A 15,178-nucleotide genomic window follows, 5' to 3' on the forward strand; every position below is an offset into this window, starting at 1 on the left:
GGGCGCATTTATTTAGCGTCGTTGTCCTTGTTATATTCGGACATACCCTTCTGGGTGTTGGCACGGCTGGCGGCGGTGGTGGCGGTGTCGCCAGCCGCGCTGATCTGTGCGGCGGATTGCTTACCTGCTACCTCATTGGCCAGGCCCGAGGTCTGGTTACGGATGGTTTGGCCAAAGACCGAGTACACGCCGATGGCGGCGACGGCAATCATGGCCACGATGATGACGTATTCCATCATCCCTTGGCCGCGTTTTAATTTACGCATGGATAATCCCCCTTATGTGGTGGTGAATAAACGAAAAGATATTAATAAAGCATGCAAATAATATAATTTCGATTTTGGGGGTGTCAACCGTGCGTTCGCTCACCGCTATCGTGCGCCGAAGGCGAGAATATTTATGGTATTGGGAAATTTTCTAATAGGATAATGTTTTATATTATAAGAAATGGTATTTGGAAATTATTGCAGGTGATAATTGGTGACTTTTTAACAATCTTCCTAGTGTGAACTTGGATTCAGATTGCAAGTAGGAAATTTGATCGAGGGTGCGTCAGCGCGCTTTTCGCCAGCGTTTTCAAGCTTTGGAAACGCCATGAAATCACTGCTTTTTATTGGTTGTTTTTGTACGTCACATGTTGCGCATTTACGTCATTTTTGATGGAAATTTCCAATAGGACAGATCTTTGTTCGGAAAACATCGGTATTTTCCAAGCAAATGCAGTGCAGCATTTTTTGCCAGTGACGCTCCCCGGACCCGCTGCTATGATTTGCCGCTTATCTGCTGCAATTTTGTCTTGTCAGCATTTTTCCCCGCTCTTCTTTTGAAAGATGACTATGTCCCGTCCACAAATGCTTCTTGTCGCGGCCGCGCTTGGCCTGGCGTTCTCGCAAACCGTGCTGGCCGCAGCTCCGGCTGCGTCGCTGGCCGGCAATCCGCTGGCCACCGCCAGCACGCTGCCGTTCCACTATCCGGCGTTCGACAAGATCAAGGACGAGCATTTCATCCCGGCCTTCAACGCAGGCATGCGCATCCAGCTGAAGGAAGTCAGCGCGATCGCCAACAACAAAGCGGCGCCGAGCTTCGACAACACCATCGTGGCGATGGAAAAATCCGGTGAGCTGCTGACCCGCGTGCAAACCATCTTCGGCAATCTGCAAGGCGCCAACACCAACGACAAGCTGGACGCCATCGACAGCGAAATGTCGCCCAAGCTGGCCGCGCACGCCGATGCCATCTACCTGAATCCAAAGCTGTGGGCGCGCGTCAAAGCGCTGTACGAAAAGCGCGATGCGTTGAAACTCGACGCCGAATCCAAGCACCTGCTGGAGCGCTACCACACCGACTTCGTGCGCGCCGGCGCCAATCTGTCGGCGGCCGACAAGGACAAGCTGAAAGCCATCAACGCCAACATCGCCAAGCTGCAAACCCTGTTTACCCAGAACGTGCTGAAGGAAACCAACGCCTCCGGCCTGGTGGTGGATACGCGTGAAGAACTGGCCGGCATGAGCGCCGCCGCCATCGACGCCGCTGCCACCGCAGCCAAGGCCAAGGGCCTGGACGGCAAATTCTTCGTCGCCGTGGTCAACACCTCGGGCCAGCCGCCGCTGGCCGAACTGACCAACCGCACCACCCGCGAAAAGCTGATGGCGCTGTCGCTGGCGCGCGGCAGCCATGGCGGTGAATTCGACAACCGCGAGGTGGTGCTGAAGATCGCCAAGGCGCGCGCCGAGAAAGCCACGCTGCTGGGCTACGCCAACTTCGCCGCCTACTCGCTGGAAGACCAGACCGCGCACGACACCGCGTCGGTCAACAAGCTGCTGGGCGAACTGGCCAAGCCGGCCGTCAACAACGCCAAGAAGGAAGCGGCCGACCTGCAAGCGGTGGTCGATGCTGAAAAAGGCGGCTTCAAGATCGACGCGTCGGACTGGGCCTATTACACCGACAAGGTGCGCGCGCAGCGCTTCGCCTTCGACGAGAACCAGTTGAAGCCATACTTTGAGCTGGACAATGTGCTGATCAACGGCGTGTTCTTCGCCGCTAACAAGGAATACGGCCTGACCTTCAAGGAGCGCAAGGATCTGCCGGTGTACAACCCGGACGTGCGCGTGTTCGATGTGTTCGACGCCGACGGCTCGCAGCTGGCGATCTTCATCGCCGACATGTATGCCCGCCCGAACAAGCAAGGCGGCGCGTGGATGAACGAGTACATCTCGCAATCGTCGCTGCTGGGCACCCACTCGGTGGTGGCGAATCACCTCAACATTCCGAAGCCGCCGGCCGGCGAGCCGACGCTGCTGACCTACGATGAAGTGAAGACCGCCTTCCACGAATTCGGTCACGCGCTGCATGGCATGTTCTCCAACGTGAAGTATCCGCGCTTCTCCGGCACCAGCGTGCCGCGCGACTTCGTCGAGTATCCATCGCAGGTCAACGAGATGTGGGCGGTGTGGCCGGAAGTGCTGGCCAACTACGCCAAGCATTACAAGACCGGCGCGCCGATGCCGAAGGAATTGCTGGACAAGGTGATCGCATCGAAAAAATTCAACCAGGGCTTCCTGACCACCGAGTATCTGTCGGCATCGCTGCTGGATCAGCGCTGGCACCAACTGACCCCGGCGCAGATTCCAACCGACGTGCTGGCGTTTGAGGCGCAGTCGCTGAAAGACATGGGCGTGGACTTCGCGCCGGTGCCGCCGCGCTACCGCACCACCTACTTCTCGCACAGCTTCTCGGGCGGTTATTCGGCCGGCTACTACGCCTATCTGTGGTCGGAGAAGCTGGATGCCGACACTGTCGAATGGTTCAAGGAAAACGGCGGTCTGCTGCGCAAGAACGGCGACTGGTTCCGCGCCAAGCTGCTGTCGCGCGGCGGCACCGACGATGCAATGAATTTGTTCCGCAACTTCCGTGGCCGCGATCCGGTGATCGAGCCGCTGCTGGAGCGTCGTGGTCTGACTGGTAAATAATCGAAAAGGGATATTGAATGAATCGCACCAACGTCATCATCGCCGCCAGCGTGGCGGCTGTTTTCAGCATCGCCCATGCGGAACCGGCATCGCTGCTGCCGGCCTCGAATCCGTTCGCCAAGCCGAGCACCCTGCCGTTCAACTATCCGGCCTTCGACAAGATCAAGAACGAAGACTATGCGCCGGCGTTCGATGAAGGCATGCGCCAGCAGGCCGTCGAGATCGAGGCCATCGCCAACAATAAGGCCGCGCCGACCTTCGACAACACCATCGTCGCGATGGAGAAGTCGGGCCAGCTGCTGTCGCGCGTGTCCAGCGTGTTCGGCAATCTGTCGGGCGCCAACACCAACGACACCTTCAAGGCGCTGGAGCGCGAGCTGTCGCCGAAACAGGCGGCGCACAACGATGCGATTCGCCTGAACAGCAAGCTGTATGCGCGCATCAAGGCGCTGTACGACAAGCGTGACAAGCTGCATCTGGATACGGAGTCCAAATACCTGCTGGAGCGCTATCACACCGACTTCGTGCGCGCTGGCGCGCAGCTGTCGGACGCCGACAAGCAAAAGCTGAAAGCCATGAACGCCGAACTGGCCAAGCTGCAAACCACCTTCGCGCAGAACGTGCTGGAAGAAGCCAACGCTTCGGCGCTGGTGGTGGACACGCGTGAAGAACTGGCCGGCCTGTCGGACAAGGCGATCGCCGTTGCGGCAGCCGCCGCTAAGGCCAAGGGCATGGATGGCAAATTCCTGATCCCGGTGGTGAACACCACCGGCCAGGCCAGCCTGTCCGATCTGACCAACCGCGCGGTGCGCGAGAAGCTGATGGCGCTGTCGCTGGCGCGCGGCAGCCATGGCGGCAAGTTCGATAACACGCAAGTGGTGCTGCAGCTGGCCAAGCTGCGCGCCGAGAAGGCCGCGCTGCTGGGCTATCCTAATTTCGCCGCCTATTCGCTGGAAGACCAGACCGCGCATGATCCGGAAGCCGTCAACAAGATGCTGTCCGAATTCGCCCGTCCTGCCGTCGCCAACGCGAAGAAGGAAGGCGCTGAAATCCAGGCCGTGATCGACAAGGAAAACGGCGGCTTCCAGCTGGCCGCGCAGGACTGGTCGTTCTACAGCGACAAGGTGCGCGCCGAGCGCTTCAACTTCGACCAGAACCAGCTGCGTCCTTACTTCGAGCTGAATAACGTGCTGACCAACGGCGTGTTCTACGCGGCGAACAAGGTGTACGGCCTGTCGTTCAAGGAGCGCAAGGATCTGCCGGTGTACAACCCGGACGTGCGCGTGTTCGACGTGTTCGATGAAAACGGCAAGCAACTGGCCATCTTCATCGCCGACTTCTACGCCCGCTCCAACAAGCGTGGCGGCGCGTGGATGAATGCCTATGTGTCGCAATCGTCGCTGATGGGCACCCATCCGGTGGTGGCGAATCACCTCAACATTCCGAAGCCGAACGATGGCGAGCCGACGCTGCTGACCTACGACGAACTGCGCACCATGTTCCACGAATTCGGTCACGCGCTGCACGGCATGTTCTCCAACGTGAAGTACCCACGCTTCTCCGGCACCCGCGTGCCGCGCGATTTCGTCGAATTCCCGTCGCAGGTCAACGAAATGTGGTCGGTGTGGCCTGAGGTGTTGTCGAACTACGCCAAGCACTATCAGACCGGCGCGCCGATGCCGAAGGAACTGCTGGACAAGGTGATCGCGTCGAAGAAATTCAACGAAGGCTTCCGTACCACCGAGTATCTGGCGGCGTCGATCCTGGACCAGAAATGGCACCAGTTGGGCGTATCGCAGATGCCATCGGATGTGCTGAGCTTTGAAGCGGCGTCGCTGAAGGCGGCCGGTGTTGACTATGCGCCGGTGCCACCGCGCTACCGCACCACCTACTTCTCGCACGTGTTCGCGGGCGGCTACTCGGCCGGCTACTACGGCTACCTGTGGTCGGAGAAGCTGGATGCCGACACCGTGGAATGGTTCACCGAAAACGGCGGCATGCTGCGCAAGAACGGCGACTACTTCCGCAAGATGCTGCTGTCCAAAGGCGGCACCATGGACGCGATGCAAATGTACCGCAACTTCCGTGGCCGCGACGCCAAGATCGAACCGCTGCTGGAACGCCGTGGTTTGACCGAGAAGTAATCAAGCAAGCGGGGCCAGCTGGCCCCGCATTTGCGTTTAGTCATCGTTATGCCGGTTCCTTACGTGGGCGAGTTCACGCTGGTGTTGATCTGGCGCAGATGGCTGAATCGCGTTTCAAGCGCTTTGCGAGTAAGATAAGTCTGCACCCGCAAACATTGAGGACGATCATGGACAGTAACCTGAAAGCATCACTCAAAACGCTGCACGAACGTCTGGCTCAGGCCGGGCCGGTGGATGAGGAGTTGCTGGAGCTGCTGCAACAGTTGAACGGCGATATCACCACGCTGCTGGAACGTGGCGCGGCGCCGGAGCCGGGCGACACCAGCACCTACGGCCTGGCCGAGCGTACCCAGGAATTGTCGGCCAAGTTCGCCGTCAAGCATCCGCAACTGGAGCCGGCGCTGCGCGAACTGGGTACGATATTGTCGAATATCGGGGTCTGAAAATAAGAAACCCGGGGAAGCCAGGTCCCCGGGCGGCCAGCGTTACTCAAACACCGGCATTTGCAGCGCAATGTGCCGCCGCTCCTACGTTATAGCAAAGTCCTGGCCCATTTCAATGTGAGACTGACATCATTTCTCACAAGTGATTGAAAAGTAAAAGAATTTTCCGCACACGATGAGCGGAGCGCCAGCATTTCCGGTACAATACCGCCCCATGAATCCCCCTACCAATTTATTTGCGGCCGTCCCGAAGCGGTCTGCCCGCGCTCCTACTGCGCCCTTCTTGCCGATGTCCCGCGCAGAGATGGATGCGCTCGGCTGGAGCGAGTGCGACGTCATCCTGGTGACCGGCGACGCCTATATCGACCATCCGAGCTTCGGCATGGCGCTGGTCGGCCGTCTGCTGGAGGCGCAAGGCTACCGCGTCGGCATCATCGCCCAGCCGGACTGGCAGTCGGCCGACGCCTTCCGTGCGCTCGGCAAGCCACGTCTGTATTACGGCGTCACCGCCGGCAATATGGATTCGATGGTGAACCGCTACACCGCCGACCGCAAGCCGCGCTCGGACGATGCTTACACCCCCAACGGTGAACCCAACAAGCGCCCGGATCGCGCGGTATCGGTCTACGCCCAGCGCTGCCGCGAAGCCTTCCCCGGCACGCCGGTGGTGATCGGTTCGATCGAAGCGTCGCTGCGCCGCATTGCCCACTACGATTACTGGTCGGACAAGGTGCGCCGCTCGGTGCTGTTCGAGTCCAAGGCCGACATGCTGATCTTCGGTAACGCCGAGCGCGCGCTGGTCGACCTCACCAAGCGCATGGCCGATGGCGAGAACATCAAGACCATCCGCGACCTGCGCGGCACCTCCTTCCTGGTGCCGGCCGGCTGGATGCCGGGCGAGGAATGGGGCGTGCACAACAGCACCCGCGTCGATATGCCGGGCAAGATCGACAAGCACGTCGATCCTTACCTGATGGTGACGCCGAATTCGCCGACCTGCGCGACCGATAACAAACCGGCCGAGGAAGTGAATCCGGCCATGGTGGAGCCGACCAAGGCCGCCATCAACGCCGAGCCGCCAGCGCCGCCGGCGCCGACGGAGGTGGTCAAGCCGATCCGCATCATGAGCCGCGAAGAGCGCCGCGCGATGGAACTGGAAAAGCACCACAAGACCGTGGTGCGGCTGCCGTCCTACGAAACCGTGGTGGAAGATCCGGTGATGTACGCGCACGCCTCGCGCGTGTTCCACCTGGAATCCAACCCGGGCAACGCGCGCGCGATGGTGCAGGCGCACGGCGACCGCGATGTGTGGATGAATCCGCCGCCACTGCCGCTGCAGATGGATGAGATGGACAACGTCTACGACATGGCCTACGCGCGCGCCCCGCACCCGAGCTATGGCGATGCCAATATTCCGGCGTGGGAAATGATCCGCTTCTCGGTCAACATCATGCGCGGCTGCTTCGGCGGTTGCACCTTCTGCTCGATCACCGAGCACGAGGGCCGCATCATTCAGAGCCGCTCGGAACCGTCGATTCTGCGCGAGATCGAGCACATCCGCGACAAGACCAAGGGCTTCACCGGCATCATTTCCGACCTCGGCGGCCCGACCGCCAATATGTACCGTCTGAACTGCAAGGACAAGGAAATCGAATCGACCTGCCGCCGCCTGTCGTGCGTGTATCCGTCGATTTGCGTTAACCTCGGCACCAACCACAACCCGCTGATCAAGCTGTACCGCAAGGCGCGCGCGATCCCGGGCGTGAAGAAGATTCTGATCCAGTCCGGCCTGCGCTACGACCTGGCGGTGCGTTCGCCCGAGTACGTCAAGGAACTGGTGACCCACCACGTCGGCGGCCTGCTGAAGATCGCGCCCGAGCACACCGAAAGCAATGTGCTGAGCAAGATGATGAAGCCGGGCATCGGCGCCTACGACGAGTTCAAGGCGCTGTTCGAGAAGTATTCGCTGGAAGCCGGCAAGAAGCAGTACCTGATTCCGTACTTCATCGCCGCCCACCCGGGCGCCACCGATGAGGACATGCTGAATCTGGCGCTGTGGCTGAAGAAGAACAACTTCCGCCTCGACCAGGTGCAGACGTTCATGCCAACGCCGATGGCGATGGCCAGCGCCATGTACCACTCGCGCCGCAATCCGCTGCACAAGGTGACCGACGATTCGGAGGAAGTGTTCACGCCGCGCACGCTGAAGCAGCGCCGCGCGCACAAGGCCTTCCTGCGTTACTACGATCCGAAGAACTGGCAGATCCTGCGCGAGGCACTGCGAGGCATGGGCCGGGGCGATCTGATCGGCACCGGCGAGCGCCACCTGATCCCGCCGTACGTGGTGGGCGAGGAAAACTTCAAAGCCTCGCAGGGCAAGCGGGCGATGCCGATGCTGGCGCCGGGCGCGGACAAGCGCGGCGGCAAGGCGATTCCGGGCGCCGGCGCGCGCGGCCGGCCGAACGCGCTGACCGGTTCGCTGACCGCACGCCAGACGGTGGAAACCAAGGCCAAGCCGTCGATCCTGGACACCATCAAGGTCCGCAAGCCGGCTGCTGCGGCGCCGGTGGCCAAGGGCGCCAAACCGGCGCGCGGCGGCCGCAAATAAGCACCAAGTAAGCATCACACATGCAACACAACAAGGCAGATACCACGGTATCTGCCTTTTTTTTATCTGTGCCATGGAGAAATGTTGTTAAATTGGAGTATCCGCTTAATAACGTGGATAATGCAGTCCTGCTCGTCCCATCTAGGACTGTCACGGCGGGCTACACTGCCGGACACCGCAGAACCACTCTGTGAACTGGAAGATCATGAAAAACTTTAAATTCTCCTCGCTATTGCTGGTCCCTCTGTTTGCCATTCTGGCCGCCTGTGGTGGTGGCGGCGGTGGCGGCAGCAGTAGCAGCAGTTCGTCCGGCACCGTCACGCTGACCAGCATCGCCATCACCTCGGCGGCGTCGACCTCGATGGTGGTCGGCACCACCGCCCAGCTGACCGCCACCGGCACTTATTCCGACGGCTCGACCAAGCAGATCAGTGGCGCCACCTGGGCCACCAAGTCTGGCGCCACCACCGTGGTGTCGGCGGCCACCAGCGGCGTGGTCACGGCCAAGGCGGTCGGCAGCGAAACCGTCACCGCCACCTCCGGCACCGTGGTTGGCTCGATCAACCTGACCGTGATCGCGCCGTGGACCCAGTTCTCGGCCGGCGGCAACCAGACCATCGCGCTCAAGGCCGATGGCCGCCTGTACAGCTGGGGCTCGAACATCCGCGGCCAGCTGGGCGACGGCACCAGCACCGACCGCAACGCGCCGGTGCAAGTGTCCGGCAACTCCACGCTGTGGAAACAGGTGGCGGTGGGCGACCGCTTCGCGGTGGCGATCCGCACCGACGGCACGCTGTGGGCCTGGGGCTACAACCTGAACGGTCAGCTGGGAGACGGCACCCAGACCGACCGCCTGACCCCGGTGCAGATCGGCAGCGCCAAGACCTGGACCTATGTGTCGGCCGGCCGCGCCCACGTGGCGGCACTGCAGACCACCACCTCCAGCAGCACCACCACTTCCTCGCTGTACACCTGGGGCAGCAATGTCAACGGCCAGCTGGGCGACGGCACCACGGTCGACAAGCTGGTGCCAACCAAGATCGGCACCGCCAGCTGGTTGTCGGTGGCGGCCGGCGATTCGCATACGGTCGGCATCCAGAGCACCGGCACGCTGTGGGGCTGGGGCAGCGCCACCTACGGTCAGGTCGGCACTGGCACCAGCAGCGGCAACGTGACGGCGCCAACGCAGATCGGCACCGCGACCTGGCTGTCGGTGGCGGTCGGCAGCTTCCACTCGCTGGCGATCAAGGCCGACAGTTCGCTGTACGCCTGGGGCAAGGGCGATTCCGGCCAGCTGGGCAACAACGGCAGCAGTCTGCAATCGGCACCGGTGCAAGTTGGCACCGCCACCAACTGGGCGCGCATTGCCGGTGGCGCTGCGCACAGCATGGGCGTGCAGAATGACGGCACGTTGTGGGGCTGGGGTTTGAACGATCAGGGCCAGTTGGGCGACGGCGGCACGGACAGCCTGTACCCGGTACAGATCGGCACGCTGAAAACCTGGAAAGCGGTCTCGGCCGGCGCCAATCACACGGCGGCGATGCAGGCTGACAGCACGCTGTGGACCTGGGGCCGCAACACCGAGGGCCAGCTGGGCAACGCCAGCAACACCACTTCGTCGACGCCGGTGAATATCGCTTACTAACTCAGTTACTAAGCTAATAAGCGCCGGCTTGGCGGCGCAACAACGGACGGCGGGCGGCAGCCCGGCCGTCCGTTGCTTTTTGTACGGCCGGCACGGGGAAGCGGCTACACTAGAGCCAGTACCGTTTGCTTCCGGGGTGCCCGTGCCAGTCCGTTTCCATGCCCTAGCCCTAGCTCAGCTGTGTGTCGCCGCCCTGTTGCTGGTGGCCGCCCCGGTCTTGGCGGTGGAAAAAGTCACGCTGCAGCTCAAGCATGTGCACCAGTTTCAGTTCGCCGGCTATTACGCCGCCCAGGAGCTCGGTTATTACCGGGATGCCGGGCTGGAGGTGCGCATCCTCGAGGGCACGGATGGCAACGCGCCCGAGCGCGCAGTGATTACCGGCCGCGCCGAGTACGGCACCGGCAGCAGTGGTCTGCTGCTGGCGCGCATGGCCGGCAAGCCGGTGGTGGTGCTGGGCGTGATCTTCCAGCATTCGCCGTACGCGCTGGCGATGCGCCAGACCAGCAGCGAGCCCGACATCCGCCGCCTGATCGGCAAGCGGGTCATGATCGACGCCCTCACCGACGACCTCGGCAACGCCGACGAGCTGCTGGCCTATCTGGCCAAGGAGGGCGTGCCACCGGCCAGCTTCCAGCGGGTGGCGCACAGCTTCAATCCGGACGATCTGATCAGCGGCCGCGTCGATGGCATGGCGGTTTACACCACCAACGAGCCGGACACTTTCGACCGCCTCGGATTCGCCTATGATATTTACAGCCCGCGCTCGGTCGGCATCGATTTTTACGGCGACAACCTGTTTACCAGCGAGGCCGAGCTGGCCAACCATCCGGCCCGGGTCAAGGCATTCCGCGCCGCCAGCATGCGCGGCTGGCAGTGGGCCATGAGCCACCAGGAGGAGATGGCCGACCTCATCCTCAACAAGTATTCGCGTCGCAGCGACCGCCAGCACCTGCTGTACGAAGCGCGTCAGATGGTGCCGCTGGTGCAGCCGGTGCTGGTGGAAATCGGTTACATGAATCCGGACCGCTGGCAGCATATTGCCGAGGTCTACGCCGGCCTCGGCATGATGCAGAAGAACGCCGGCTTTGAGGGCTTTCTATACCGCATCGACACCAGCCGCACCAGCCTGACCTGGCTGTATCGTGCGCTGGCGGTGGCGGCGCTGGTACTGGTGTTGGGCGCGGCCATCCACTTCAGTTTGCTGGCGCGCGAGCGCAAGAAGGCGCTGGAAGCGATCCGCAAGGGCGAGCTGCGCTTCCGCACCATGTTTGAGGCGTCGCCGCTGGGCATCGCGCTGATCGATTCGATCAGTTATGAATACCGCGACATCAATCTGCGTTACCAGGAAATTCTCGGCCGCTCGCAGCAGGAGTTGCGCGCCATGCATTGGCTGGATGTGGCCCATCCGGATGACATCGTGCAGGTCAAGGCGCAGATGGCGCTGCTGACCGCGCAGCAGATCGGCAGCTTCAAGGCGGTCAGCCGGCTGTTCAAGCCGGACGGCAGCGTGGCCTGGATCGAGGTGTCGGTGAACGCCATCGACACCGAGGCCGGCAGCCATCCGCATCACCTGTGCATGATCGAGGATGTGACCGCCAAGAAGCAGAGCGAACAGCTGATCTGGCAGCAGGCCAACTTCGATACCCTGACCCAGCTGCCCAACCGCCGCATGTTCCTCGACCGGCTGGGCCACGACTTGCTGAAGGCGCAGCGCGACAAGTCGCGGCTGGCGATTCTGTTCATCGATCTCGACCACTTCAAGGAAGTCAACGACACGCTTGGCCACCAGCAGGGCGATGTGTTGCTGGTCGACGCCGCGCGCCGCATCAGCGCCTGCGTGCGCAAGTCGGACACGGTGGCGCGGCTGGGCGGCGACGAATTCACCGTCATCCTGTGCGAGCTGGAGGCGCCGGACCATGTGGAACGCATCGCTCAGGCCATTTTGAATCGCTTGCTGCTGCCGTTCGAGCTGGACGCGGAGCAGGCGTTTGTGTCGGCCAGCATCGGCATCACGCTGTATCCCGACGACGCACTGGAGATCGACGATCTGCTCAAGCACGCCGACCAGGCGATGTATGCGGCCAAGGGAGCCGGCCGCAATCGCTATAGCTATTTCACGCCGGCGCTGCAGGTGGCGGCGCTGAGCCGCATGCGTCTGACCAATGATTTGCGCGGCGCGCTCAAGAGCAATCAGTTCGAACTGTATTTCCAGCCGATCGTGCATCTGGACAGCGGCACCATCCACAAGGCCGAGGCGCTGATACGCTGGAATCATCCGCAGCGCGGGCTGGTGAGTCCGCTGGAATTCATTCCGCTGGCCGAGTCGAGCGGGCTGATTATCGAGATCGGCGAGTGGGTGTTCCGCGAATCGGCCAACTGGGCGCTGCGCTGGCGCCAGCAGGTGGACCCGGCATTCCAGGTCAGCCTGAACCAGTCGCCGCTGGAATTCCAGCGCGAGGGCAGTTCTTATCAGAGCTGGCTGCAGCATCTGCAAACGCTGGCGCTGCCCGGCCAGGCGCTGGTGGTGGAAATCACCGAAGGCTTGCTGCTGGACGCCAGCCACGCCGTCAGCCGCCGTCTGCTGCAGCTGCGCGACGCCGGCATCCAGGTCGCGCTGGACGACTTCGGCACCGGCTACTCGTCGCTGTCCTATCTGAAGAAGTTCGACATCGATTACCTGAAGATCGACCGCTCCTTCACCCGCAACCTGGCGCCCGAGTCGAGCGACATGGCGCTGTCGGAAGCGATCATCGTCATGGCCCACAAGCTGGGCCTGAAAGTGATCGCGGAAGGGGTGGAAACGCCGGAGCAGCGCGCCCTGCTGGCGGCCGCCGGCTGCGACTACGGCCAGGGCTATCTGTTCGCCAAACCGATGCCGGCCGACCAGTTCGACGCTTTTTTGCACAAAGCTATCTCGACAGCTGCTTCCATAGTTAAATCCAATTGAAACTATTGGAACAATCAATTTTGCAAATAGGGTAAAAACCCTTAAACTGGCGTCTCATTGATTCACAACCCAACGAGGAAACCACAATGTCCCTGATCAATACCCAAATCAAACCATTCAAGGCTACCGCATACCACGCCGGCAAATTCATCGACGTGAGCGACGAGTCCCTGAAAGGCAAGTGGTCCGTTCTGATGTTCTACCCAGCCGACTTCACCTTCGTGTGCCCAACCGAACTGGAAGACCTGGCCGAGCAACAGCCTGAATTCGCCAAACTGGGCGTGGAAGTCTACGGCGTGTCGACCGACACCCACTTCGCGCACAAAGCATGGCACGACACCTCGGACGCGATCAAGAAAGTGAACTACCCACTGATCGGCGACCCAACCGGCACCCTGTCGCGTAACTTCGAAGTGATGATCGAAGAAGAAGGCCTGGCGCTGCGCGGCACCTTCGTGATCAATCCAGAAGGCCAGATCAAAGTGCTGGAAGTGCACGACAACGGCATCGGCCGCGACGCTTCGGAACTGCTGCGCAAAGTCAAAGCAGCGAAATACGTTGCCGAGCACCCAGGCCAAGTGTGCCCAGCTAAATGGACCGAGGGTGCAGCTACCCTGACCCCATCGCTGGACCTGGTCGGCAAGATCTAAATCTTGACTGACAAAGCAGCAAACAAGTAGTTACCGCGATGCCGGACCGGGCGTCCGGCCCGGCATACGCCTAAATATTTGTAAAGGAAGAAAATCATGTTGGATGCTACCCTCAAAACCCAGTTGAAAGCCTACCTGGAAAAAGTGGTTTATCCACTGGAGCTGGTCGCCTCTCTCGATGACAGCGCCAAAGCCCGTGAGATGAAAGAACTGCTCCTCGAAATCAGCGAGTTGAGCGACAAGATCTCGCTGGTCGAGCGCACCGAAGCTGGCGTACGCGCACCGTCGTTCAGCATCAACCGTACCGGCACCGATATCAGCGTGCGTTTCGCCGCGATTCCGATGGGCCACGAATTCACCTCGCTGGTGCTGGCGCTGCTGCAAGTCGGCGGCCACACCATCAAATTTGACGAAGCCGTGATCGAGCAAATCCGCAACCTGGATGGCGATTACGAATTCGAAACCTTCATGTCGCTGACCTGCCATAACTGCCCGGACGTGGTGCAGGCGCTGAACGCCATGTCGGTGATTAACCCACGCATCAAAGTCACCACCATCGACGGCGGCCTGTTCGCCAAGGAAGTCGAGGAGCGCCAAATCATGGCGGTGCCGATGATGTTCCTGAACGGCCAGCATTTCGGCCAGGGCCGTACCTCGGTCGAGGAAATCCTCGCCAAGCTGGATACCAATGCCAGCGTGCGCCAGGCGGCTGAGCTGAGCAAGAAAGACGTGTTCGACGTGCTGATCGTCGGCGGTGGCCCCGCCGGCGCCGCGGCGGCCATCTACGCCGCCCGCAAAGGCATCCGTACCGGTGTGCTGGCCGAGCGTTTCGGCGGCCAGGTGCTGGACACCTTGGCGATCGAGAACTTCATTTCGGTGAAAGAGACCGAAGGGCCGAAGTTTGCCGTCGCGCTGGAACAGCACGTCAAGGAATACGAAGTCGACATCATGAACACCCAGCGCGCCAGCAAGCTGGTGTCGGTGGGCAAGCGCATCGAAGTGCAGACCGCTTCCGGCGCGGTGCTGAAAGCCAAGTCGGTGATTCTGGCGACTGGCGCTCGCTGGCGTGAAATCAACGTGCCGGGCGAGAAGGAATACCGTAACCACGGCGTGGCTTACTGCCCGCACTGCGACGGTCCGCTGTTCAAGGGCAAGCGGGTGGCGGTGATTGGCGGCGGCAACTCCGGCGTGGAAGCGGCGATCGACCTGGCCGGCATCGTCAAGCATGTGACGCTGATCGAGTTCGGCGCTGAACTGCGCGCCGACGCGGTGCTGCAACGCAAGCTGCGCAGCCTGCCTAACGTGGACGTGATCGTTTCGGCGCAAACCACCGAGATCCACGGCGACGGCAAGATCGTCAACGCGCTGAGCTACAAGGATCGGGTGTCGGGCGAAGCCAAGAAGGTTGAGCTGGAAGGTGTGTTTGTGCAGATCGGCCTGGTGCCGAACACCGAGTGGCTGAAGGACACGGTGGCGTTGTCGCGTCACGGCGAGATCGAAGTCGATGCGCGTGGTCAGACCTCGCTGCCGGGCGTGTTTGCCGCCGGCGACGTTACCACCGTGCCGTACAAGCAGATCATCATCGCCACCGGCGAGGGTGCGAAAGCGGCACTGTCGGCCTTCGACCACCTGATCCGCTCGGACGACGACGAAGCCGTCACCGAATCGGCAGAAAAGCACGCGCTGACCGCCTAAGTTTCGCCAACATTGCATTGCAACGGGAGCCTTGGCTCCCGTTTTTATTTACGCAGCACCCCAGAGTCACGACCGAA

9 protein-coding genes are annotated in these 15,178 nt (G+C 61.4%); 8 read left to right on the forward strand and 1 reads right to left on the reverse strand.

The features are described from left to right. Positions 1-8: 8 nt before the first annotated feature. Positions 9-266: a Flp family type IVb pilin gene (locus GJ699_RS10285; RefSeq protein WP_154375730.1), complete on the reverse strand. Its 258-nt coding sequence runs from the start codon at positions 264-266 to the stop codon at positions 9-11. 570 nt (positions 267-836) lie between these two features. On the opposite strand from GJ699_RS10285, the gene GJ699_RS10290 reads away from it, so the two are divergent. From GJ699_RS10290 to ahpF, 8 genes are all read left to right on the forward strand, one after another. After that, on the forward strand, positions 837-2,969 hold the full coding sequence (locus GJ699_RS10290) for a M3 family metallopeptidase (RefSeq protein ID WP_371867520.1): 2,133 nt from the start codon (positions 837-839) through the stop codon (positions 2,967-2,969). 17 nt (positions 2,970-2,986) lie between these two features. Then, positions 2,987-5,113, forward strand: coding sequence for a M3 family metallopeptidase (locus GJ699_RS10295; protein WP_154375732.1), 2,127 nt, complete (start codon positions 2,987-2,989; stop codon positions 5,111-5,113). A 167-nt stretch (positions 5,114-5,280) separates the two neighbouring features. Continuing rightward, entirely contained in the window at positions 5,281-5,556 is a 276-nt protein-coding gene (locus GJ699_RS10300; protein ID WP_154375734.1) for a DUF4404 family protein, read from the forward strand. 214 nt (positions 5,557-5,770) lie between these two features. Then, positions 5,771-8,164: a YgiQ family radical SAM protein gene (locus tag GJ699_RS10305; protein ID WP_154375736.1), complete on the forward strand. Its 2,394-nt coding sequence runs from the start codon at positions 5,771-5,773 to the stop codon at positions 8,162-8,164. Positions 8,165-8,369: 205 nt separating this feature from the next. Beyond that, the gene (locus GJ699_RS10310; protein WP_154375738.1) at positions 8,370-9,809 is read left to right on the forward strand and encodes an RCC1 domain-containing protein; all 1,440 of its coding nucleotides are present in this window, start codon (positions 8,370-8,372) and stop codon (positions 9,807-9,809) included. Between the two features lie 142 nt (positions 9,810-9,951). Then, positions 9,952-12,756 (forward strand): EAL domain-containing protein, encoded by a 2,805-nt coding sequence (locus GJ699_RS10315; RefSeq protein ID WP_371867521.1) that lies wholly within the window; start codon positions 9,952-9,954, stop codon positions 12,754-12,756. A gap of 86 nt (positions 12,757-12,842) precedes the next feature. Next, positions 12,843-13,406 (forward strand): alkyl hydroperoxide reductase subunit C, encoded by a 564-nt coding sequence (ahpC, locus tag GJ699_RS10320; protein WP_154375740.1) that lies wholly within the window; start codon positions 12,843-12,845, stop codon positions 13,404-13,406. 96 nt (positions 13,407-13,502) lie between these two features. Beyond that, positions 13,503-15,101 (forward strand): alkyl hydroperoxide reductase subunit F, encoded by a 1,599-nt coding sequence (gene ahpF / locus GJ699_RS10325; protein WP_154375742.1) that lies wholly within the window; start codon positions 13,503-13,505, stop codon positions 15,099-15,101. Positions 15,102-15,178 lie beyond the last annotated feature (77 nt).

The organism is Duganella guangzhouensis (assembly GCF_009674535.1).
Taxonomy (GTDB): Bacteria; Pseudomonadota; Gammaproteobacteria; order Burkholderiales; family Burkholderiaceae_D; genus Rugamonas; species Rugamonas guangzhouensis.